The organism is Burkholderia sp. Bp9015 (assembly GCF_003853505.1).
Classification (GTDB): Bacteria; Pseudomonadota; Gammaproteobacteria; order Burkholderiales; family Burkholderiaceae; genus Burkholderia.
In genome coordinates, this window is record NZ_QTPZ01000012.1 from 83,796 (window position 1) to 104,705 (window position 20,910).

Below are 20,910 nucleotides of genomic sequence, written 5' to 3' on the forward strand. Positions count from 1 at the left end.
GCTCGCGTGCCGGTATGTGCCGGTACGTGCGAGTATGTGCCGCTCAGCGGCCGTGCGCGGCCGCGGCCGCCTCGCCGCGCGGCACGCTGCCCCGGCGCGCCGCGACGATGAAGTCCGCCGCGCGTTCGCCGATCATCACCGACGGCGCATTCGTGTTCCCGCCGATCAGCGTCGGCATCACCGACGCATCCACCACCCGCAGCCTTTCGACACCCCGCACGCGCAGTTGCGGATCCACGACCGCGCGCGCATCCGAGCCCATCCGGCAGGTGCCGACCGGGTGATAGATCGTGTCGGCGTGCGCGACGATCGTCGCGCGCAGCTCGGCTTCGCTCTGGCCCGCGCGCGTGTACAACTCGCGCCCGCCCTGCGACGCGAGCGGCGCCTGCGACAGGATCCGGCGCATCGCCTGCGCACCGCGCACGAGCAGGTCGAGATCGCGCATATCGCTGAAGAAACGCGGATCGATCAGCGGCGCGTCGCGCGCATCGCCGCTCGCGAGCGCGACCGTGCCGCGGCTGAACGGGCGCAGCGCGCACACGTGCAGCGAATAACCGAAGCCCCAGTGCATCTTGCGGTTGTGATCGTCGACGAGCGCCGTGCAGAAATGCAGTTGCAGGTCCGGACGATCGAGCGACGGATCGCTCTTGATGAAGCCGCCGGCCTCCGCGACGTTGCTCGTCATCATCCCCGTGCGGCTCGAGAAATAGCGCGCGAGCGCCGGCGCCATCTTCGCGATCCCGCGCAGGCAGATGCCGACCAGCTCCGACGAATTCACGCGCGTGTTGATGATGAAGTCGATATGGTCGATCAGGTTGGTGCCGACATCCGGTGCGTCCTGCACGACCGCGATCCCGTGCCGGCGCAGTTGTTCCGCCGGCCCGATCCCCGAGCACATCAGCAGTTGCGGCGAATTGAACGCGCCGGCCGACAGGATCACTTCCGCGCGCGCGCCGAGCGTCTCGACGCGTCCGTCGCGCGACACCACCACACCGACCGCGCGCCTGCCGTCGAAGCCCACGCGCAGCACCGTCGCATCGGTGATCACATGCAGGTTCGGCCGGTCACGGTCGTAGATGTACGCACGTGCAACGCTGCAGCGCGAGCCGTCGCGATGCGTGACCTGATAGAAGCCGACGCCTTCCTGCGTCGCGCCGTTGAAGTCGTCGTTGAGCGGATAACCGGCCGCGTGCGCGGCCTGGATGAATCGTTCGGAGAACGGATTGCGAAAGCGCAGATCGGACACCGTCAGCGGCCCGTCCGCGCCGTGCCAGGCGTCGGCGCCGCGCGCGTTGCCTTCCGCGCGGCGGAAATACGGCAGCACGTCCTGCCAGCCCCAGCCCGTCGCACCGAGTTGTGCCCACTCGTCGTAGTCGCCCGGATGGCCGCGCGTGTAGATCATCGCGTTGATCGCGCTCGAGCCGCCCATCCCGCGTCCGCGCGGCTGGTAGCCGCGGCGGCCGCCGAGGCCCGGCTGCGGCACCGTCTCGTAGCCGTAGTTCGTGCCGAGCTTGAACGGCACGAGCGCCGCGATCCCCACCGGCATGTTGACGAGCAGGTTGCGCGCCGTGTGCGAACCGGTCTCGATCAACGCGATCGTCGCGTCGGGGCATGCATCGGCGAGGCGGCTCGCGAGGCTCGACCCGCCCGATCCTCCGCCGACGATGATGTAGTCGTATTGCATGTCACGTCTCCTTCGTGTCATGAACGGCGCCCGGCGCGGCCCGGCTCCCGCTTGTAATGTTCGGGCATTGTAGGAATGGCCGTCGCGCGCGCGGCACGCCGATTCAAGAGCGATTCCTCTAAACGCCCGCGTGAACTAAATTTAAGATGTATCGATGAATTCGACGCGATGCAGCGGCCGCCAGAAGCCGCGCCGTCGCGAAACTGGGGAGACGACGATGCAGCGCGACGTTCTGCAGGCCGCGTGCCGACCGGGTTGTCCGGACGCACCGCGCGCGGCCCGCATTTCATTTCAAACGGATGCCTTGGCGGTGACGTGCAACACCGTGCGCGCGGCCGGTCGAAATCGAACGACGCCGCGTATCGCCGACCGTTTGAACGGCGCGTCGCATGCGCGGCTCGACCTGCCGATTCATGCATCGTCGCGCGCATCGCGTCATGCCGCTTCGGTGCGCCGGCAAGCATCGGCAATTCGCGATCGCGCACCATTCGGAAGTCGCAGCGAGCCGCACGCGCACCCCGAGCAATCCCGTTTTCGAACACGAATACCGTCGCGCGGATACGACGCTTGCCGCACGTTGCACCCTGTTTTCGACCGTGCATTGCATCCGGCCCCGTGCCGCGCGACGCGCGCCATCCCGACCCGCCCCACCACGCTCGCCGAGCGGGTACGTGCGGCCTGACTGCTGGCCGACGTGCCACGCCCAACTGGAGTAGACGACATGAAGAACGACCTGCCCGAACTGGCCCCGCAAACGGCGCCGTCGGTCGATGCGCTGACGTCGCTGCTGCGCGACCAGCGCGCGGCCTACCTGCGCGCGCCGTATCCGGAGTGGGACACCCGCGCGCAGCACCTGCGCGCGCTGCGCACGATGCTGCTCGATCACGCGGATGCGCTCGCCGATGCGATCAGCGCCGACTTCGGGCATCGCGCGAAGCAGGAAGTACTGCTGTCGGAAATCTGGATGGCGAAGGAAGAGATCGACGATGCGCTCAAGCACGGCAAGCGCTGGATGAAGCCCATCCGCAAGCCGATGAACAAGTGGCTGCGGCCGGCGCGCGCGAAGGTGCTGCCGCAGCCGCTCGGCGTGGTCGGCATCGTCGTGCCGTGGAACTATCCGCTCCTGCTCGCGGCCGGGCCGCTGATCTGCGCGCTCGCGGCCGGCAACCGCGCGATCATCAAGATGTCCGAACTGACGCCGCGCACGTCGGCGCTGTTCGCGCAACTGATCGGGAAGACCTTCTCGCGCGACCACGTCGCGGTCGTGAACGGCGATGCGGAGATCGGCGCCGCATTCAGCGCGCTGCCGTTCGATCACCTGCTGTTCACCGGGTCGACGCACGTCGGCCGCCATGTGATGCGCGCCGCGGCCGACAACCTCACACCCGTCACGCTCGAACTCGGCGGCAAGTCTCCGGCGATCGTCGGTCCGAATGCGCGCTTCGATGCGGCCGTCGACGCGATCATCGGCGGCAAGACGCTGAACGCGGGCCAGACCTGCATCGCGCCCGACTACGTGCTGCTGCCGCGCGGGATGGAAGCCGCGTTCATCGAGCGGGCACGAGCGCGCTTCGCGAAGCTGTATCCGGACCTGTCGACCAACGGCGACTACACGACGATCGTGTCGCCGCGCCATTACGCCCGGCTGCAGCAACTGGCGACCGACGCGCAGGCGGCAGGCGCGCAATTGCATCCGCTGTCGGACGCGCAGTCCGATCCCGCGTCACGCCGCTTCGTGCCGTGCGCGGTCACGCACGTGCCGGCCGCGTCGCAACTGATGCAGGAGGAAATCTTCGGGCCGTTGCTGCCGCTCGTGCCGTACGAGCGGCTCGACGAGGCGATCGCGTACGTGAACGCGCGGCCGCGGCCGCTCGCGCTGTACCTGTTCGACGAGGATGGCGGCACGGTCGAGCGCGTGATGCGCGAAACGATCTCGGGCGGCGTGACGGTGAACGACGCACTGCTGCACATTGCGTGCGGCAGCCTGCCGTTCGGCGGCGTCGGCGCGAGCGGGATGGGCGCGTATCACGGCTACGACGGCTTCGTGACGTTCTCGAAGATGAAGCCCGTGCTCACGCAGGCGCGCCTGAATACCCGTGGGCTGATCGCACCGCCTTACGGCAAGCGCTTCGCCGCGGTCATCAGGATGATGCTGAAGTTCTGAGCGATGCGGGCCGCGCGCCACACGCGCCGGCCCGCCCGCGAACGCCGCGCGGCGACGCTGCCGCGCGCGCCGTCGCACGTCACACGGGCCAGAGCGGCCCTTCCTGCATCGCGCCGATCTGCTCGCGCAGCTCGAGCACGCGTGCTTCCCAGTAGCGATGCGTGTTGAACCACGGGAACGCGGCCGGAAACGCCGGATCGTCCCAGCGGCGCGCCAGCCAGGCCGCGTAGTGGATCAAGCGCAGCGTGCGCAGCGCTTCGACCAGATGCAGCTCGCGCGGCTCGAATTCGCAGAAGTCCTCATAACCTGCGAGCAGGTCCGCGAGCGCGCGCGACGCGCCTTCGCGATCGCCCGGCAGCAGCAGCCACAGATCCTGGACGGCGGGCGCCATCCGGCTATCGTCGAAGTCGACGAAATGCGGGCCTGCGTCGGTCCACAACACGTTGCTCGGATGGCAGTCGCCGTGCGTGCGCAGCAGGCGAATCTCGCCCGCACGCTCGAACGCGGCCTCGACGCCTTCGAGCGCGAGGTTCACCGCCGTCTCGTAGGCGGGCCGGACATCGTCGGGAAGAAAATCGTGCGCGAGCAGGTAGTCGCGCGGCTCGTAGCCGAACGTGCGGATGTCGAGCACCGGACGCGCGACATACGGCTCGGTCGCGCCGACCGCGTGAATCCGGCCGATGAAGCGGCCGAGCCATTCGAGCGTGTCGCTGCGGTCGAGATCGGGCGCGCGGCCGCCGCGCCGCTCGAAGATCGAGAAGCGGAAGCCGTCGAACGCATGCAGCGTGCGGCCGTCGAACGCGCGCGCGGGCACCGCCGGAATCTCGCGCGCGGCGAGCTCGGCGACGAAGGCGTGTTCTTCCAGGATCGCGTCGTCCGACCAGCGCGCGGGCCGGTAGAACTTCGCGACGACCGGCGGGCCGTCTTCGATGCCGACCTGGTAGACGCGGTTCTCGTAGCTGTTGAGCGCGAGCAGGCGCCCGTCGGTGCGCAGCCCGGACGGCATCAGCACGCTGTCGAGCGCGTCGAGCACGCACTCGGGCGTGAGGCCGGCGAACGGCGGGCCGGCGGGAGCTGCGGGGGCGGAAGTGTCGTCTTTCATGCCCCGCATTGTGCCGTCAGCCGCGCCGAAACACGAGCGCCCGGTGCGGCACGCGCGCTCAGTGGATCGCGGCGCCGGCCGGCAGCACGGATTCGCCGGTGTCGATCAGGTCCTCGAGAAAGAACGGCTCGGTGTTGAGTTCCTTCGACTCGCCCGGCACGCCCGCGTACCAGGTCACCATGGCCATGTCGCCCAGAACGCGCTGAACGATGCCGCGCGCGCCCTTCGGCACTGCGATATGGGTAGTGCAGACAATCGACCCGACATGCATGATGGTTCCCCACTCTTGAAACTTGAAACCCGGCTCGCTGGCGAGCCGGCAAATGCACGATCCGCGCCGCCCTCGTCGGGGTGTTGCGCGTGATCCCATTGTTCACGGTTTATCGAAGCGCGAAAAGAAGAAGAAGCAGGCGAAGTGCCGCGAATTCGTCGAATGTCTCCAATCAACCACTGCGCCGCGCGTGCGCTTGCACGGGCGGATACCCCCATCATACCCTGTCGAATGTGACTGTCCGCCGAATCCGGCCATACGCGCGGCGCGCACGCGAATCGCACGACAGGCTTATCGTCTGCCCTTTGCCCGGTCGCGAGGAGACTTCGCGTGAGCGCAGCGAACGGAACCACGCCCGCGGCCTCGCGCCTCAATGCCGCGCCCCCTACCTCGAACGAGACTCACGAAGCTACCGGCGCGCGGCGTGCGGCGTGATGTCGTAGTGTCGTGGCGCCATAGCGTATGGCGGTGCCGGTGCGCCAGCGGTTGCGCTGCACGGCCGCCTTGCGTTACCTTTGACGTTCATTCGCGTTCAAGCGCATTTCGACACGATGCATCCGCTCACGTCCGCTCTCGCAAAATCCCGGCCGCAGTTCGACTCGCGGCCGCAGGCGTGCGCGCATCCGTCGGTCCTCCCTCCTCCTGTCGCACCGCCGCGCGTCGGCGCCGCGCCGCCCCCGCCGGCGGCACACGTCGGCTGACCAGCCGGCTTTCGGTTTCCGTTTTCCATTTGCCCGTTTGGGCCGTTCGTGCGTGATCGCGCACGACGCGTTCCCGCACGCGCGACATGGAACGTTTCGATCCGTTCGACAGGTGGATTCACATGGTTTCGTTCAAACACGCGCTCGCCGCGCATGGCGTGACGTCGCTCTTCGTCCTGCTGTGGAGCAGCGGCGCGATCTTCGCGGAACTCGGTCTGCATCACGCATCCGCGTTCGTCTTTCTCACCACGCGATTCGCGCTCGCGTCACTCGTGCTGCTCGCGCTGGCCGTCATGCGCGGACGCTGGCTGCCGCCACGCGGCGAGCGCCGCATGGCCGCGCTGACCGGCCTGCTGATGATGGGCGGCTATTCGATCTTCTACCTGCTCGCGCTCGATCGCGGGATCGCGCCGGGCGTGCTCGCGACGATCCTCGGCGTGCAGCCGATCCTCACGCTCGCGATCGTCGAGCGGCGCTGGCAACCGATACGTATCGCCGGGCTCGGGCTGTCGTTGGCTGGTCTCGCGCTCGTCGTGTGCCGCGGCGTGGGCGGCACCGGCCTGCCGGTCATCGGCGTCGCCTGCGCGCTCACGGCGCTCGTCGCGCTGACCGCCGGCTCGCTGCTGCAAAAGCGCGTGCGCGCGGCGCCTGCCGACGTGCTGCCGCTGCAGAACGCGATCGGCCTCGTGCTGTGCGTGGCGATCCTGCCGTTCCGGCCGATCTCGCTCGAGATCGGCTGGGCGTTTGTCGTGCCGCTGCTGTGGCTCGGGATCGTGATCTCGGTGATCGCGCAGTTGCTGTTCTACCGGTTGATGCAGCGCGGCGATCTCGTCAACGTGACGAGCCTGTTCTATCTCGTGCCCGTCGTCACCACGCTGATGGACGCGCTCTGGCTCGGCAACCGGCCCGAACCGCTCGCGCTCGCCGGCATGGGGGCGATCGTCGGGGGCCTCGCGCTCGTGTTCCGCACGCCCGCCGTTCGCGCGCAACCCGATCGCGCGTAAGCGGCTGGGCTGCCGCGCCCGCGGGTGCGGCAGCCCGTAGCGAACACGTACGACGTTTCCGCGCCAATCGAAAGGAACGGGAAAGACTGGCGCAAGGCATTCGTCCAATTCGCGGGAAAAATGCGGAATCCCCGGGGTTTTCCGCATACTTTTAATGGTTCGGATAGCGAAAAACGCGGCGAGCTTGCCTATACTCGAACTGTCCGACCCGCTCGCAATCGCGAATCGGTCGGCCGAACAAGAGAAATGCCCGGCATGGGGCTGGAAGACGCGCATGCGCCTGTTCCGGCCGACTACGGAGACACGCATGACGACCTATTTCACGATCGGCGACTTCATCCTGTTGATTCCGATGGCGCTGGCCGGAGCGCTATTTCTCGGCGCGGTGCCGTGCGCAACCGAATTCCGCCACAACCTGCTGCGCGTGCTCGGCGTCATCCTCGGCGTCGGCGTTGCGGTATTGCTCGTCGAGGGCCTGCCTGCACTCCTCTAGCCACGCGTCGGCGCGCGGCGGTCACGTCGCTGCATTGCAGCGACGCGACGGCGTGTGTGCGTGCGCGGCGATACGGCATGCAATGCTTCGCATCCCGTATCGACGGTCGTTGCTGCCGGTCAGATCGCCTGATCGGTGGACGGCTTTTCCCACAGATTGATGCCGCCCTCGATCGCGTGGCGATCGATCTCCGCGAGTTCGTCGGCCGAGAATTCGAGATTCTTCAGCGCGCCGACGTTTTCACGCACCTGCTCCGCACGGCTCGCGCCGATCAGTGCGGACGTCACGCGGCCATTGCGCAGCACCCACGCGAGCGCCATTTGCGCGAGGCTCTGCCCGCGCCGCTCGGCGATGCCGTTGAGCTTGCGCACGTGCTCGAGGTTCTCCGCGCTCAGGTGATCCTGCTTCAGCGAGCCGCCGCCCGGTTTGTTCACGCGTGCGTCGTCCGGCACGCCGTTCAGGTATTTCGACGTCAGCAGCCCCTGCGCGAGCGGCGTGAACGCGATGCTGCCCGTGCCGATCTCGTCGAGCGTGCCGAGCAGGTCCGGCTCGATCCAGCGGTTCAGCATGTTGTAGGACGGCTGGTGGATCAGCAGCGGCACCTTGTATTGCGCGAGCAGTTCGGCCATCTCGCGCGTCTTCGCGGCCGAGTACGACGAGATGCCGATATACAGCGCCTTGCCCTGCTGCACGGCCGATGCGAGCGCGCCGGCGGTTTCCTCGAGGGGCGTGTGTGCGTCGAAGCGGTGCGAATAGAAGATGTCGACGTAGTCGAGGCCCATGCGCTGCAGGCTCTGGTCAAGGCTCGCGAGCACGTACTTGCGCGACCCGCCGCCGCTGCCGTACGGCCCCGGCCACATGTCCCAGCCGGCCTTCGTCGAGATCAGCAGCTCGTCGCGGTACGGCCGGAAATCTTCCTTCAGCAGCCGGCCGAAGTTGGTTTCGGCGCTGCCGTACGGCGGCCCGTAGTTGTTCGCGAGGTCGAAGTGATTGATGCCGAGGTCGAACGCGGTGCGCAGGATCTCGCGCTGCGTCGCGATCGGCGTCGAGTCGCCGAAGTTGTGCCACAGGCCGAGCGACAGGGCGGGCAGTTTGAGCCCGGATTTGCCGCAGGTGCGGTATTGCATGTCGGCATAACGTTCGGAAGCTGCTTCGTAGGCCATGAGTCGGTTCCGTCAGGACGTCGGGGAAGGGACGCGCGCCGCGCGCGAACATCACGCGCCGGCGGCGAAGGAAACATACGACGGCTATGGTAGCGAACGTGGCCGACGCGCGCACGGCAATGGACGCGGCTGCGCGCGTCGCCTACACTGCGGCGTCTCGAATCACCGTTACAGCGAGGTTGGTATGTCCCGGGTCATCTCGGTTGCGCTGCTCGTCGGCGGCGTCGTGCTGCTGTATTTCGGCGGCCAGTCGTTCCATTCGATCAACGACAACGTGTCGCGCTTCTTCACCGGCTCGCCCGCCACGAAAACGATCCTGCTGATCGCCAGCGGCGCCGTCGCGATGCTGATCGGCCTGATCGGCCTCGCGATGCCGGCCAACAAGCGCTGATCACGCAGTCGCGCGACGCACGACGACGTTCCCGCCTCGCGTGATGCGGGCCGCACAAAACGCAACGGGCGGCCAGGCCGCCCGTTTCTTCATCCGCTCATGCGGCCGCCGCGCCGCATCGAACCATCGACGCGGCTGCAGCGCCGCCCGAACCGCTGCTAGAACTGCACTTCCGGCTTCGCCGCCGAACGCGTGCCCGGCACCGGCCGGTTGCTCACGCCGTGATACGTGTAGACGAGCGAGAACTTCACCTGGTCGGAGCGGTTCTGCCCCGCCGAATGCAGCGTGTTGCAGTGGAAAAACACGACGTCGCCCGTCTGGAGCGGCGGGCAGGTTGCCGCGTCGATCATCTTGCGGTTTTCCGGCAGGTCGCTGCGGAAGAACTTCGCGTCGTCGAACGCTTCCGGCCCGAATTCGGCCGTGTGCGAACCCGGCACCAGCCAGAGCGCCCCGTTTTCATTCGTTTCCGGGCCGAGCGCGAGCCACACCGACACCATGTCCGCGCGTTCGAACGACCAGTAGCGGAAGTCGCGATGCCAGCCCGTCAGGCTGCCGTACGCCGGATGCTTCGTCATCATGCAGTTGTGATGCGCGCGCGACAGCACCGGCTGCTCGCCGAAGTACTCGCGCATCCACGCGCCGATTTCCGGCGCGATCGCGCGCTCGGCGAACGCCGGATCGCGCGTGTAGGCGTCCAGCAGCCGCCGCACCGTATGCCCGCCCGGCGCATGCTTCGACTCGGGCGCGCCCGGGTAGCGCAAATCCGCCTCGAACTCGATCGGCTCCGCCGCTTCCTGCAACTGGCGCGCCGCGATCCGCTTGAGCGTCGCGCACTGCGCTTCGCCGACGAGGCCGCGCGCGACGACGAAGCCGCGTTCGCGCAATTCCGCGACTTGCGCGCGGATCGATTCCGACTGCAATGAAGACGACATGGGATGCCAGACGTTTATTGTGTGAATGTGACGATTGTAAATCGGCGCCGGATGCCGCGAACAGCGCCATTGTCGTACGCAGGGGCATGCCAATCGCCGATTTGATCTGGCTCAAGGGAACTGTGCGGCGCGGCGCGAGCCTCAGCGACAGGCGGTATGCGACGACACGCTTGCGGCACAAGGGTTTATCGCGACTTTTGCACGTCATGAAACCCCGGTAGCCTGTCGCGGCCTGTCAATTCTGGCGGGCGCGGCGCGCAACGACTTTCGGTAAGATCCGTTGCGCCATCCGAGGCCGTTCATACCAGTGCGCTCTTCAAGGGCGCCATCCATACAAGCGAAGCATCGTTCACATGCCATTCCGTCTGACTTCCCGTCTCAGCCGCGCTGCGAAGCGCGTCGTGCCGTCCGCTCCCGCCCGCCCGCTGCGCCATCACCGCGCGCGCACGCAGGCGCTCGCCGAGCACACGCACGCGCACAGCCGGCTGGACGGCATCCGCGCGTGGTTCCACGCGTTCTTCTCGATGATGAGCGCACAGGCGTTCGCCCGCCGCGCCGGCCTGCGCTCGCTGCTGCAGAAGCCGTCGTCGCTGCGCGCGCTCGCGCTGCGCCGCACGCTGGGCCCGCAGCGCCGCGTCAATCGCCCGCGCCGCCTCGCGGCCAGCAACGGCTGGTTCGGGTTCGGCGCACGCTGAAGCCGAGCCGGCGGCACGCTGCCCGCCACGATCGTCGCGCGCGCGTCATTCCGCCGGCGCGCGACGCGCATAAAAAAACCCCGGCATGCCGGGGTTTTTCGTTTCAGGCGGACGACGCTTATGCGACGCGTGCCGTCGGCTCCACGCCAGCCGCTTCGGCCAGCGCGAGTGCCTTGTCGGTTGCTTCCCACGAGAATTCCGGCTCGTCGCGGCCGAAGTGGCCGTAAGCGGCCGTCTTCTCGTAGATCGGGCGCAGCAGGTCGAGCATCTTGATGATGCCCTTCGGACGCAGGTCGAAATGCTCGCGGACGAGCTTCGTGATCACCGCATCCGACACGCGGCCCGTGCCGAACGTGTTGACCATCACCGAGGTCGGCTCGGCAACGCCGATCGCGTACGACACCTGGATCAGCGCGCGCGATGCGAGACCTGCCGCGACGATGTTCTTCGCGACGTAACGGCCGGCATACGCTGCCGAACGGTCGACCTTCGACGGATCCTTGCCCGAGAACGCGCCGCCGCCGTGCGGTGCGGCACCGCCGTAGGTATCGACGATGATCTTGCGACCCGTCAGGCCGCAGTCGCCCTGCGGGCCACCGATCACGAACCGGCCGGTCGGGTTCACCAGGAACTTGATGTCGCCCTTGATCAGGTCGGCCGGCAGCGTCGGCTTGATGATTTCCTCGATCACTGCTTCGCGCAGCGCCGGCAGCTCGATGTCCGGTGCGTGCTGCGTCGACAGCACGACGGTGTCGATCGAATCGGGCTTGCCGTCGACGTAGCGGACCGTGACCTGCGACTTCGCGTCCGGGCGCAGCCACTGCAGGCGGCCGTCGCGGCGCAGGCTGGCCTGGCGCTCGACGAGACGGTGCGACAGGTAGATCGGCAGCGGCATCAGTTCCGGCGTTTCGTCGCATGCGTAACCGAACATCAGGCCCTGGTCGCCCGCGCCTTGATCGAGGTTGTCGTCATGCGCGCGGTCGACGCCCTGCGCGATGTCCGGTGACTGCTTGTCGTACGCGACGAGCACCGCGCAGCCCTTGTAGTCGATGCCGTAGTCGGTGTTGTCGTAGCCGATGCGCTTGATGGTGTCGCGCGCGATCTGGATGTAGTCGATGTTGGCCGTCGTGGTGATTTCACCGGCCAGCACGACGAGACCCGTGTTGCACAGCGTTTCGGCCGCAACGCGGGAGTATTTGTCCTGCTCGAGGATGGCGTCGAGAATCGCGTCCGAGATTTGGTCCGCGACCTTGTCCGGATGGCCTTCGGAGACGGATTCGGACGTGAAGAGATAATCGTTTGCCACTTTTTCAGGCTCCTGTGTGGTTACGGTGGGTTTCACGTAGCCAGCTTCGTTGGCCTGAAGCGGCGACGCTTTAGCGGATTACCAGGACCGGGCAGCGCGCTTCGCGCCAGCCGGCTTCGCCCCGCAAGTTGTCAGTTAACTCGGCGAAGCCCGTATTATAGCGGCTTTCGTGAATTGTCACAGAGCGCCACACGTGCTGCATCGTCCGCTGTCCTACCCCCCTGTTCGCAACGCGCCGGCCAGCCGGCCCCACGGAGATTCCGCATGCTAGGCCGCCTCGGCACGCACCTCGCCATCGGCTTGCTGAAGCTGCTCGCCCTGCTGCCGTACGGTCTGACCGCACGGTTCGGCGACGGCCTCGGCTGGCTGCTGTACCAGATTCCCAGCCGGCGAAAGCGCATCGTACATACCAATCTGAAACTCTGCTTCCCCGACTGGAGCGACGAGCGGCGCGAGGAAGTGGCGGGCCGGCATTTCCGCCACGCGATCCGCAGCTACGTCGAGCGCAGCGTCCAGTGGTTCGGCTCCGAGCGCAAGCTCGCGAAACTGATCCAGGTCGACAGCGCGGTCGATCTCACGGACCCCGATCTGCCCCCGACGCTGTTCCTGGGCCTGCATTTCGTCGGCATCGAAGCCGGCTCGATCTGGCTGAACCGTTCACTGCAGCGCCGTTGCGGATCGCTGTACCAGCCGTTCTCGAATGCGATACTCGAGGAAGAAGCGAAGAAGGCGCGCGGGCGTTTCGACGCCGAGATGGTCGGCCGCGCGGACAGCGCGCGCGTCGTGCTGCGCTGGCTGCGCGACCGCAAGCCGGTGATGCTCGGCGCCGACATGGACTACGGGCTGCGCAATTCGACGTTCGTACCCTTCTTCGGCGTGCCCGCGTGCACGCTGACGGCCGTCGGCCGGCTCGCGAAGACGGGCCGCGCGCAGGTCGTGCCGTTCATCGGCGAAGTGCTGCCGAACTACCAGGGTTACCGGCTGAAGGTGTTCAAGCCGTGGGATCACTATCCGACCGGCGACGACGATCTCGACGCGCGGCGGATGAACGAATTCCTCGAAGAGCAGATTCCGCTGATGCCCGAGCAGTATTACTGGGTGCACAAGCGCTTCAAGACGCGCCCGCCCGGCGAGCCGAGCCTCTACTGAGTCGAACCCGCGGGCGCGTCGTCAGATACGCGCCTGTACCCTCGCCACTTTCGGCGCGCCTTTCGCGCGCGCCTGCCAGAGATCGTAGGCCGACTGCTGCGCCAGCCACAGATCCGCCTTCCCGCCGTTTTCCTCGCCCAGCCACGCTTCGAGACGCAGCGCCATTTCAGGCGAGATGCCGGCATGGCCGTGCAGGATGCGCGACAGCGCCGCGCGCGTGACGCCGAGCTGCGCGGCGGCTTCGGTGACGGTCAGGCCGAGCGCCGGCAAGACGTCGTCGCGCAGCGCCTCGCCCGGATGGGGCGGATTGAAGATGCGAGTCATGGCGTTGAATGACCTCAGTGATAGTCTTGATAGTTGACCAGGACGGCATCCGGGCCCTCGAATCTGAACGTCAGGCGCCAGTTGACGCTCACGCTCACCGAGCAGTAACCCTCCAGCCCGCCGGCGAGGCCATGCAGGCGCCAGCCGGGTACGTTCATGTCGAACGGCTGGCTCGCCATGTCGAGACGGGCAAGCTGGCGCCGCAACCTCGGGGCATGATCCGGCCGGATGCCAGCCTTGCTCCCGTTCGTGAAAAACGCTTCCAGCCCCTTGTGCTGCCATGACTTGATCATGGGCCTCCCACACTCGAGTGCGATTCGACGGCATGGCCCACATGGCGTATAGCCAGACTATACGAATCGCCTGATTGATTTGTCAATTTGACCGGTACGAAAACGCGCACGCGGCGAAATCCCGTGCGCTGGAAACGGCGCGACGCGTACCGCCGGATTCACCTGTCCCGACAACGCTCGCCACACCGCACCACCTCAATCTGCCGACTCGGTGCCCACGCGACCAGTCAGCCGATCGGCCGGCATCGCCGCGCTCCGCCGCCCGAACGGCACCCGGCGCCCCGCCCGCGCAGGACGCCCCTGTCGGCTGCATGTATCATTTGCGGTTGAGATCAGCACGACGAACGACGCCGCCCGGCATGACGGCGCGCCGCGTCCGTCGTGCCGGCCGCCCTGTTCGCCATGGAATTCCGGACCCAGTGAAACTCTCGTTCACCAAGATGCACGGCGCGGGCAACGACTTCGTCGTGCTCGACAGCTATTCGCGCGCGCTGCCGCCGCTCACCGAGGCGCAGGTGCGCGCGCTCGCCAACCGACACTTCGGCATCGGCGCCGACCAGTTGCTGCTCGTCGAGAAACCGACCGTCGACGGCGCGGATTTCAAGTACCGGATCTTCAATTGCGACGGCGGCGAAGTCGAACACTGCGGTAACGGCGCGCGCTGCTTCGTGAAGTTCGTCAGCGACCGCGGCCTGACCGACAAGCGCAGCGTGCGCGTGCAGGTGATGAAGGGCCTGATCACGTTGACGATGCAGGACAACGGCGAAGTCGTCGTCGACATGGGCGCGCCCGTGTTTGCGCCGGCGGAGGTGCCGTTCGACGCCGCGGGGCTCGACGGCCGGACGGAAGGCAACGACACGCTGTGGCCACTCGACGTCGGCGGCCACACGCGCTGGATCTCGACGGTGTCGATGGGCAACCCGCACGCGGTGCAGGTCGTCGACGACGTCGAAGCGTATCCCGTGCTCGACGAAGGCCCGCTGATCGAGCGCCACGCCCGCTTCCCGCAGCGCGTGAACGCCGGCTTCATGCAGATCGTGTCGCGCAGCGAGGTGAAGCTGCGCGTGTACGAACGCGGCGCGGGCGAGACGCTCGCATGCGGCACCGGCGCGTGCGCGGCGGTGGCGGCCGGCATCCGGCGCGGCCTGCTCGATTCGCCGGTGACCGTGCACACGCATGGCGGCACGCTGACGATCGGCTGGGGCGGCGCGCGCGACGAAGCCGCCGCGCTGATGATGTCCGGGCCCGCCACGACCGTGTTCGAAGGCGAGATCGACCTGAACGTCTGACCCTTCAACGTCCCGATAACCGAAGAACGCTCCAGCCACATGAACGATCGCGAAGTCGCCGACTACCTGCTCGCCAATCCCGAATTCTTCGCGCAACACGCGGAATTGCTCGCGACGATCCGTCTCGCGAACCCGCACGGCAAGGCCGCGATCTCGCTGCAGGAGCGGCAGATGGAGATGCTGCGCGACAAGAACAAGCATCTCGAGCGCCGGCTCGCCGAACTCGTGCGCTACGGCCACGAGAACGACAGCCTGTCCGCGAAGTTCAGCCGCTGGACCGCGCGCGTGATCGCGGAACGCGACCCGTACGCGCTGCCGCGCACGATCGCCGAAGGCATCGCCGACGTGTTCGATGTGCCGCAAACCGCGCTGCGCGTTTGGGACGTCGCCGACACCTATGCGCAGGCCGATTTCGCGCGCCAGGTCGGCGAGGAAGTGCGGCTCTTCACGAACGGGCTGTCGACGCCGTACTGCGGCGCGAACACCGGATTCGAAGCGGCCCAGTGGCTCGCGCCCGCGCTCGCGGCGCCGGCCGCGAATGCGGCGGAAGGCGCCGAAGCCGCGCCGGCCGGCGACGGCGCGGCCACGTCGGTCGCGCTGCTCGCGCTGCGTGCGCCGCTCGGCGGCACCGATGCGCCCGCGTTCGGCCTGCTCGTGCTCGGCTCGCCCGATCCGCGCCGCTTCCACGACGGGATGGCGACCGACTTCCTCGCGCAGATCGCGACGCTCGCGAGCGCCGCGCTCACGCGTCTGCTGCCGCATTGAGATCGCTCCCGCGATGACCGACGATCCGATCGCCGCCTACCTGTCGAACCTGAAACACGTCAGGCAGCTGTCGGAACACACGCTGCGTGCGTACACGCACGAACTCGACGAACTGAAGAAACTCGCCGCCGGCCGCCCGCTCGACGCGCTGACGGCCGCCGACATGCGCGGCGCGGTCGTGCGCGCACACGCGGGCGGCTTGTCCGCTCGCTCGATCTCGCACCGGCTTTCCGCATGGCGTGCGTTCTATCGCTGGCTCGCGCAGCGCGTCGAGCTGCCCGCGAATCCCGTTGCCGGGGTGCGCGCGCCCAAACGCGAGAAATCGCTGCCCAAGGCGCTGTCGGTCGACGATGCGGTCGCACTCATGGATACGCCGCTCGCCGGCACGACCGAAGGCATCCGCGATCACGCGATCCTCGAGCTGTTCTATTCGTCCGGGCTGCGCCTCGCGGAACTGGTCGGGCTCGACGTCATGTATACGCAGGCCGACGGCTACCGCTCGGCCGGCTGGCTCGATCTCGCCGAAGCCGAAGTCACCGTGCGCGGCAAGGGCAACAAGGAGCGCAAGGTGCCGGTCGGCCGCAAGGCGATCGACGCGCTGAACGCGTGGCTCGCGGTGCGCGGCGAATTCGTGAAGCACGATCCGCATCCGCTGTTCGTGTCGGTGCGCGGCAACCGGATGGCGCCGGGCGTCGTGCGCGACCGCGTGAAGCGCGCGGCGCTGGCCGCGGGCATCCCCGCCAACGTCCACCCGCACGTGCTGCGCCATTCGTTCGCGACGCACGTGCTGCAGTCGAGCGGCGACCTGCGCGCGGTGCAGGAGCTGCTGGGCCACGCGAGCGTCGCCGCCACGCAGGTCTACACGTCGCTCGACTTCCAGCATCTCGCGAAAATTTACGACAGCGCGCATCCGCGCGCGAAGAAGCGCGACTGACGCGCGTTCCGCCCTACCCGCCGCGCGCGGCGGCCGGCAACGGCCAGCGCCGTCCGCGGCCCCAATCGATCCGATCATGCAAACCGTCACACTCAGACCGTCCAAGGAAAAATCGCTGCTGCGCCGGCATCCGTGGATCTATGCCAATGCGATCGACCGCGTCGACGGCACGCCCGCCCCCGGCGCGACCGTGGTCGTGCGCGCGCACGACGGCCGCTTCCTCGCGCGCGGCGCGTACAGCCCGCAGTCGCAGATCCGCGTGCGCGTGTGGAGCTTCGACGAAAACGAGCCGATCGATCACGCCTTCTTCAAGCGCCGCGTGCAGCGCGCGGTCGCGCACCGCACGACGATGGTGTCGGGCACGGGCGCGGTGCGGCTCGTGTTCGGCGAAGCCGACGGGCTGCCGGGGCTGATCGTCGACTACTACATCGCGGACACGGCGGAGCCGGGCGCCGCGCCGCGCGGCCAGCTCGTGTGCCAGTTCATGGCCGCGGGCGTCGAGGCATGGAAGGATGCGATCGTCGCGGCGCTCAGCGGCGCGACCGGCTGCCCGAACGTGTACGAACGCTCGGACGTGTCGATCCGCGACAAGGAAGGGCTCGCGCAGACGACCGGCGTGCTCGCCGGCGACGCGCCGCCCGCTACGCTGATCGCGAACGAAAACGGCGTGCGTTATCACGTCGACGTGCCGAACGGCCACAAGACCGGCTTCTACGTCGACCAGCGCGACAACCGCGCGCTCGTCGCGCAATACGCGGACGGCCGCGACGTACTGAACTGCTTCTGCTACACGGGCGGCTTCTCGCTCGCGGCGCTCAAGGGCGGCGCGAAACGCGTCGTGTCGATCGATTCGTCGGGCGACGCGCTCGCGCTCGCGCAGCAGAACGTCGTCGCGAACGGTTTCGATCCCGACCGCGCGACCTGGCTCGACGCGGACGCGTTCAAGACGCTGCGCCGCCTCGTCGACGAAGGCGAGCGCTTCGACCTGATCGTGCTCGATCCGCCGAAGTTCGCGCCGACCCGCGACAGCGTCGATCGCGCGTCGCGCGCCTACAAGGACATCAACCTGAGCGGCTTCAAGCTGCTGCGTCCGGGCGGCCTGCTGTTCACGTACTCGTGCTCGGGCGCGATCGACATGGACCTGTTCCAGAAGATCGTCGCGGGCGCGGCTGCCGACGCGAAGGTCGACGCGCGGATCCTGAAGCGGCTCGGCGCGGGCGTCGATCACCCGCTGCTCGCCGCGTTCCCGGAAGGCGAATATCTGAAGGGCCTGCTGTTGCAAATCGTCTGATCGCCCCGATCTAGACGCACACCCGTCCGCCGGCCGTTCGTGCGCTGGCGGAACCGCGCTCTCGCCTGTCGTCCGGACGACGGGCGAGGGCTTGACAGGTATGTTTCAATGGATGGTTGTGCGCCCCGGCTCGCGAGTCGACGGCGCGACGCACACATCCTGGTTTTGACCCCGATTCACGAACCACAGGCGACCGACATGGCCACTCCCGTCACCATCCTCACCGGCTTCCTCGGCAGCGGCAAGACGACGCTGCTCAAGCGCATCCTGAATGAACAGCACGGCATGAAGATCGCCGTGATCGAGAACGAGTTCGGCGAAGAGAACATCGACAACGAGATCCTCGTCCAGGACACGAACGAGCAGATCATCCAGATGAGCAACGGCTGCATCTGCTGCACGATCCGCGGCGACCTCGCCCGCGCGCTCGGCGATCTGGCCGCGAAGAAGCGCGAAGGCAAGCTCGACTTCGACCGCATCGTGATCGAGACGACCGGCCTCGCGAACCCGGGCCCCGTCGCACAGACCTTCTTCATCGACAGCGAGATCGCCGACGATTTCCTGCTCGACGCCGTCATCACGCTGGTCGACGCTAAGCATGCGAACGCGCAGCTCGACGAACACGAAGTGGTGCAGCGCCAGGTCGGCTTCGCCGATCGCCTGTTCATCACGAAGTCGGACCTCGTCGACGACCAGGCCGTCGCGGCGCTCAAGCACCGCCTGATGCACATGAACCCGAAGGCGACGATCAAGGTCGTGAATTTTGGCGAAGCCGACATCAAGGAAATCTTCGACCTGCGCGGCTTCAACCTGAACGCGAAGCTCGAGATCGACCCGGACTTCCTCGCCGAGGACGACCACGCGCACCATCACCACGATCACGACCATGATCACGATCACGCGGATTGCGACCACGATCACGGTCAATGCGCGCACGATCACGACCACGGCCATCATCATCACGCGCACCACGACGACAAGATCAAGTCGTTCGTGTACCGCAACGACCGTCCGTTCGACCCGAACAAGCTGGAAGACTTCCTCGGCGGCATCCTGCAGATCTACGGGGAACGGATGTTGCGCTACAAGGGCGTGCTGTACATGAAGGGCGTCGACCGCAAGGTCGTGTTCCAGGGCGTGCACCAGATGATGGGCAGCGACCTCGCCGCGAAGTGGCTGCCGGTCGAGAAGAAGACCAACAAGATGGTGTTCATCGGCGTCGACCTGCCGCAGGACCTGATCACCGACGGCCTCGACGCCTGCCTCGCCTGAGCGGTCGGGCCGGTGTCGCAGGCCTTCCGTGCGGCCGCCTTCGCGGGCGGCCGCGGGGCTTGCGGGGTGCCGTTTCCGGGCAGGGTTTCGCCGTCATCGCTTTTTCGCGATTTGCGCGTTATATTTTCTAGATATTGGCGCAGCCGACGGGGATCGACCCGATACGGCGCCCGCTTGCGATTCAGTTACAATACGTGCCCGCTGGAGTACGGCAATAACAGGCCCGGTTCTTGCAGAACCATTACCCGGGCATCGCAACCGCGCCGGATCGCCCATCCGCCACCCGGCCGCGGCCGATGCGATCTGCCGCGCAGTACCGGTTCGCCGCGCGCGCAAATCCGCGCCAGGCCTGTCCTGGTATTTGAGAACCGGTTTTCCAGAGGCTTTCGGCCCCGCGACGGCAAATCGCAAATGATTGCAAGCGGCAGTTGCGGGTAATCCCAAAGTGCAGGCACTATCTCCTGATTTGCCGCACATTGAAGAAGCAAGCAGATGACGAAGAAACTCTTGACCGAAGCCGAAATCCTGAAGATGAGCGACAAGGATTACATGAATGAGGATCAGCTCGCCTTCTTCAAAAATCGGCTCGAACAGTTGCAGGCGGACATCCTCAAGAACGCAGGCCAGACGACCGAGAACCTGCGCGAGACGGTGATCGTCCCCGATCCCGCCGACCGCGCGACGATCGAGGAAGAGCACGCGCTCGAGCTGCGCACGCGCGATCGCGAACGCAAGCTCCTCAAGAAGGTTCAGCAGTCGCTCGCCCGCATCGATTCCGGCGACTACGGCTGGTGCGAGGAAACCGGCGAACCGATCGGCATTCCGCGCCTGCTCGCGCGTCCGACGGCCACGCTGTCGCTCGAGGCGCAAGAGCGCCGCGAGCTGCGCCAAAAGCTGTTCGGCGACTGATCGAGCGGCGTTCCGCTCCGACACGCTGCTTCCCGAAAGCGCGCGGCCTGCCGCGCGCTTTTTGTTTTTCCGGCACCGGTTCCCGGCCCGCCGGCCGATTTGCGTCCCCCTCTTGATATCCCGGCGCCCGCCCTAAAATGAAACGGACGCGCGCCGGGCCGCTCCCCGGCGCACTGCGGATTCACGCGGCGGCGCGTCGCGCCGCCCGACTCTTCCCCGTTTTTCTCAAGGAACGCAGATGGAGCAATTTCACGGCACGACCATCGTTTCGGTCCGGCGCGGCGACAAGGTCGCGCTCGGCGGCGACGGCCAGGTAACCCTCGGCAACATCGTCATGAAGGGTGGCGCGCGGAAAGTGCGGCGGATCTACAACAACCAGGTACTGGTCGGATTCGCGGGCGGCACCGCCGATGCGTTCTCGCTGCTCGATCGCTTCGAGGCGAAGCTCGAGAAGCACCAGGGCAACCTGACCCGCGCGGCCGTCGAGCTCGCGAAGGACTGGCGCACCGACCGGATGCTGCGCCGCCTCGAGGCGATGCTGATCACGGCCGACGCGACCACCACGCTCGTGATCACCGGCAACGGCGACGTGCTCGACCCGGAAGGCGGCATCTGCGCGATCGGTTCGGGCGGCGCCTATGCGCAGGCCGCGGCCCGCGCGCTCGCGGAGAACACCGAGCTGTCGCCGCGCGAGATCGTCGAGAAGTCGCTCGAGATCGCCGGCGACATGTGCATCTACACGAACCACAACCGCATCATCGAAACGATCGAGTAAGGA

22 protein-coding genes are annotated in these 20,910 nt (G+C 67.2%); 14 read left to right on the forward strand and 8 right to left on the reverse strand.

The genetic code is table 11. The annotated features are described in order from the left end of the window. Window positions 1-43: 43 nt before the first annotated feature. The gene (locus tag DIE12_RS15125) at window positions 44-1,684 is read right to left on the reverse strand and encodes a GMC family oxidoreductase (protein WP_124520994.1); all 1,641 of its coding nucleotides are present in this window, start codon (window positions 1,682-1,684) and stop codon (window positions 44-46) included. A gap of 217 nt (window positions 1,685-1,901) precedes the next feature. Between DIE12_RS15125 and DIE12_RS15135 the strand changes: the two genes are divergently transcribed. Together DIE12_RS15135 and DIE12_RS15140 are read left to right on the forward strand one after the other, a co-directional pair. Beyond that, window positions 1,902-2,366: a hypothetical protein gene (locus DIE12_RS15135; RefSeq protein ID WP_124486678.1), complete on the forward strand. Its 465-nt coding sequence runs from the start codon at window positions 1,902-1,904 to the stop codon at window positions 2,364-2,366. Window positions 2,367-2,405: 39 nt separating this feature from the next. Continuing rightward, window positions 2,406-3,848 carry a coniferyl aldehyde dehydrogenase gene (locus DIE12_RS15140; protein ID WP_124486679.1) on the forward strand — a complete coding sequence of 481 codons (1,443 nt, stop codon included), beginning with the start codon at window positions 2,406-2,408 and terminating at the stop codon, window positions 3,846-3,848. 79 nt (window positions 3,849-3,927) lie between these two features. Here DIE12_RS15140 and DIE12_RS15145 read toward each other — a convergent pair whose 3' ends face one another. Both DIE12_RS15145 and DIE12_RS15150 read right to left on the reverse strand, forming a co-directional pair. Further along, the gene (locus DIE12_RS15145) at window positions 3,928-4,959 is read right to left on the reverse strand and encodes a serine/threonine protein kinase (RefSeq protein ID WP_124520550.1); all 1,032 of its coding nucleotides are present in this window, start codon (window positions 4,957-4,959) and stop codon (window positions 3,928-3,930) included. A 49-nt stretch (window positions 4,960-5,008) separates the two neighbouring features. Beyond that, complete coding sequence (locus DIE12_RS15150; RefSeq protein ID WP_011886311.1) at window positions 5,009-5,221, reverse strand: hypothetical protein; 213 nt, start codon at window positions 5,219-5,221, stop codon at window positions 5,009-5,011. 823 nt (window positions 5,222-6,044) lie between these two features. Between DIE12_RS15150 and DIE12_RS15160 the strand changes: the two genes are divergently transcribed. Together DIE12_RS15160 and DIE12_RS15165 are read left to right on the forward strand one after the other, a co-directional pair. Continuing rightward, a complete protein-coding gene (locus DIE12_RS15160) occupies window positions 6,045-6,926 on the forward strand; it encodes a DMT family transporter (RefSeq protein ID WP_124520551.1) in 882 nt (293 codons plus the stop codon). A gap of 307 nt (window positions 6,927-7,233) precedes the next feature. Next, window positions 7,234-7,419 (forward strand): hypothetical protein, encoded by a 186-nt coding sequence (locus DIE12_RS15165; RefSeq protein WP_014895742.1) that lies wholly within the window; start codon window positions 7,234-7,236, stop codon window positions 7,417-7,419. A 119-nt stretch (window positions 7,420-7,538) separates the two neighbouring features. Here the strand turns inward: DIE12_RS15165 and mgrA are convergent, their stop codons facing one another. After that, a complete protein-coding gene (gene mgrA / locus DIE12_RS15170) occupies window positions 7,539-8,582 on the reverse strand; it encodes an L-glyceraldehyde 3-phosphate reductase (protein ID WP_124486683.1) in 1,044 nt (347 codons plus the stop codon). 184 nt (window positions 8,583-8,766) lie between these two features. On the opposite strand from mgrA, the gene DIE12_RS15175 reads away from it, so the two are divergent. Then, window positions 8,767-8,973, forward strand: coding sequence for a DUF3185 family protein (locus DIE12_RS15175; RefSeq protein ID WP_124520552.1), 207 nt, complete (start codon window positions 8,767-8,769; stop codon window positions 8,971-8,973). Window positions 8,974-9,131: 158 nt separating this feature from the next. On the opposite strand, the gene DIE12_RS15180 is transcribed toward DIE12_RS15175, so the two are convergent. Next, complete coding sequence (locus DIE12_RS15180) at window positions 9,132-9,905, reverse strand: phytanoyl-CoA dioxygenase family protein (protein WP_124486684.1); 774 nt, start codon at window positions 9,903-9,905, stop codon at window positions 9,132-9,134. Window positions 9,906-10,258: 353 nt separating this feature from the next. On the opposite strand from DIE12_RS15180, the gene DIE12_RS15185 reads away from it, so the two are divergent. Next, window positions 10,259-10,600 carry a hypothetical protein gene (locus DIE12_RS15185; protein ID WP_044847852.1) on the forward strand — a complete coding sequence of 114 codons (342 nt, stop codon included), beginning with the start codon at window positions 10,259-10,261 and terminating at the stop codon, window positions 10,598-10,600. A gap of 118 nt (window positions 10,601-10,718) precedes the next feature. Here DIE12_RS15185 and metK read toward each other — a convergent pair whose 3' ends face one another. After that, the gene (metK, locus tag DIE12_RS15190; RefSeq protein ID WP_044847851.1) at window positions 10,719-11,906 is read right to left on the reverse strand and encodes a methionine adenosyltransferase; all 1,188 of its coding nucleotides are present in this window, start codon (window positions 11,904-11,906) and stop codon (window positions 10,719-10,721) included. A gap of 264 nt (window positions 11,907-12,170) precedes the next feature. Here metK and lpxL point away from each other — a divergent pair, with 264 nt between their 5' ends. Continuing rightward, the gene (lpxL, locus tag DIE12_RS15195; protein WP_044847850.1) at window positions 12,171-13,055 is read left to right on the forward strand and encodes a lauroyl acyltransferase LpxL; all 885 of its coding nucleotides are present in this window, start codon (window positions 12,171-12,173) and stop codon (window positions 13,053-13,055) included. A gap of 21 nt (window positions 13,056-13,076) precedes the next feature. On the opposite strand, the gene DIE12_RS15200 is transcribed toward lpxL, so the two are convergent. Both DIE12_RS15200 and DIE12_RS15205 read right to left on the reverse strand, forming a co-directional pair. Next, a complete protein-coding gene (locus tag DIE12_RS15200; protein WP_044847849.1) occupies window positions 13,077-13,379 on the reverse strand; it encodes a HigA family addiction module antitoxin in 303 nt (100 codons plus the stop codon). A 14-nt stretch (window positions 13,380-13,393) separates the two neighbouring features. Further along, entirely contained in the window at window positions 13,394-13,672 is a 279-nt protein-coding gene (locus DIE12_RS15205) for a type II toxin-antitoxin system RelE/ParE family toxin (protein ID WP_124486685.1), read from the reverse strand. 419 nt (window positions 13,673-14,091) lie between these two features. Here DIE12_RS15205 and dapF point away from each other — a divergent pair, with 419 nt between their 5' ends. The 7 genes from dapF to hslV all read left to right on the forward strand — a co-directional run bounded on the left by dapF (window position 14,092) and on the right by hslV (window position 20,907). Continuing rightward, window positions 14,092-14,961: a diaminopimelate epimerase gene (gene dapF / locus DIE12_RS15210; protein WP_124486686.1), complete on the forward strand. Its 870-nt coding sequence runs from the start codon at window positions 14,092-14,094 to the stop codon at window positions 14,959-14,961. Between the two features lie 39 nt (window positions 14,962-15,000). Next, a complete protein-coding gene (locus DIE12_RS15215; RefSeq protein WP_124486687.1) occupies window positions 15,001-15,726 on the forward strand; it encodes a DUF484 family protein in 726 nt (241 codons plus the stop codon). 13 nt (window positions 15,727-15,739) lie between these two features. Further along, window positions 15,740-16,660, forward strand: a complete 921-nt coding sequence (gene xerC / locus DIE12_RS15220; protein ID WP_124486688.1) for a tyrosine recombinase XerC — start codon at window positions 15,740-15,742, stop codon at window positions 16,658-16,660. Between the two features lie 76 nt (window positions 16,661-16,736). Continuing rightward, complete coding sequence (locus DIE12_RS15225) at window positions 16,737-17,951, forward strand: class I SAM-dependent rRNA methyltransferase (protein ID WP_124520553.1); 1,215 nt, start codon at window positions 16,737-16,739, stop codon at window positions 17,949-17,951. 198 nt (window positions 17,952-18,149) lie between these two features. Beyond that, entirely contained in the window at window positions 18,150-19,223 is a 1,074-nt protein-coding gene (locus tag DIE12_RS15230; protein ID WP_124486689.1) for a GTP-binding protein, read from the forward strand. A gap of 492 nt (window positions 19,224-19,715) precedes the next feature. Next, the gene (dksA, locus tag DIE12_RS15240; RefSeq protein WP_006477498.1) at window positions 19,716-20,132 is read left to right on the forward strand and encodes an RNA polymerase-binding protein DksA; all 417 of its coding nucleotides are present in this window, start codon (window positions 19,716-19,718) and stop codon (window positions 20,130-20,132) included. A gap of 238 nt (window positions 20,133-20,370) precedes the next feature. Then, window positions 20,371-20,907 (forward strand): ATP-dependent protease subunit HslV, encoded by a 537-nt coding sequence (hslV, locus tag DIE12_RS15245; protein WP_006760749.1) that lies wholly within the window; start codon window positions 20,371-20,373, stop codon window positions 20,905-20,907. The last annotated feature ends 3 nt before the right edge of the window (window positions 20,908-20,910 follow it).

Coding starts and splice junctions, on each gene's coding strand:
- DIE12_RS15125 (WP_124520994.1), bottom strand. CDS start 1,684: ATGCAATACGACTACATCATCGTCGGCGGAGGATCGGGCGGGTCGAGC.
- DIE12_RS15135 (WP_124486678.1), top strand. CDS start 1,902: ATGCAGCGCGACGTTCTGCAGGCCGCGTGCCGACCGGGTTGTCCGGAC.
- DIE12_RS15140 (WP_124486679.1), top strand. CDS start 2,406: ATGAAGAACGACCTGCCCGAACTGGCCCCGCAAACGGCGCCGTCGGTC.
- DIE12_RS15145 (WP_124520550.1), bottom strand. CDS start 4,959: ATGCGGGGCATGAAAGACGACACTTCCGCCCCCGCAGCTCCCGCCGGC.
- DIE12_RS15150 (WP_011886311.1), bottom strand. CDS start 5,221: ATGCATGTCGGGTCGATTGTCTGCACTACCCATATCGCAGTGCCGAAG.
- DIE12_RS15160 (WP_124520551.1), top strand. CDS start 6,045: ATGGTTTCGTTCAAACACGCGCTCGCCGCGCATGGCGTGACGTCGCTC.
- DIE12_RS15165 (WP_014895742.1), top strand. CDS start 7,234: ATGACGACCTATTTCACGATCGGCGACTTCATCCTGTTGATTCCGATG.
- mgrA (WP_124486683.1), bottom strand. CDS start 8,582: ATGGCCTACGAAGCAGCTTCCGAACGTTATGCCGACATGCAATACCGC.
- DIE12_RS15175 (WP_124520552.1), top strand. CDS start 8,767: ATGTCCCGGGTCATCTCGGTTGCGCTGCTCGTCGGCGGCGTCGTGCTG.
- DIE12_RS15180 (WP_124486684.1), bottom strand. CDS start 9,905: ATGTCGTCTTCATTGCAGTCGGAATCGATCCGCGCGCAAGTCGCGGAA.
- DIE12_RS15185 (WP_044847852.1), top strand. CDS start 10,259: ATGCCATTCCGTCTGACTTCCCGTCTCAGCCGCGCTGCGAAGCGCGTC.
- lpxL (WP_044847850.1), top strand. CDS start 12,171: ATGCTAGGCCGCCTCGGCACGCACCTCGCCATCGGCTTGCTGAAGCTG.
- DIE12_RS15200 (WP_044847849.1), bottom strand. CDS start 13,379: ATGACTCGCATCTTCAATCCGCCCCATCCGGGCGAGGCGCTGCGCGAC.
- DIE12_RS15205 (WP_124486685.1), bottom strand. CDS start 13,672: ATGATCAAGTCATGGCAGCACAAGGGGCTGGAAGCGTTTTTCACGAAC.
- DIE12_RS15215 (WP_124486687.1), top strand. CDS start 15,001: ATGAACGATCGCGAAGTCGCCGACTACCTGCTCGCCAATCCCGAATTC.
- xerC (WP_124486688.1), top strand. CDS start 15,740: ATGACCGACGATCCGATCGCCGCCTACCTGTCGAACCTGAAACACGTC.
- DIE12_RS15225 (WP_124520553.1), top strand. CDS start 16,737: ATGCAAACCGTCACACTCAGACCGTCCAAGGAAAAATCGCTGCTGCGC.
- DIE12_RS15230 (WP_124486689.1), top strand. CDS start 18,150: ATGGCCACTCCCGTCACCATCCTCACCGGCTTCCTCGGCAGCGGCAAG.
- dksA (WP_006477498.1), top strand. CDS start 19,716: ATGACGAAGAAACTCTTGACCGAAGCCGAAATCCTGAAGATGAGCGAC.
- hslV (WP_006760749.1), top strand. CDS start 20,371: ATGGAGCAATTTCACGGCACGACCATCGTTTCGGTCCGGCGCGGCGAC.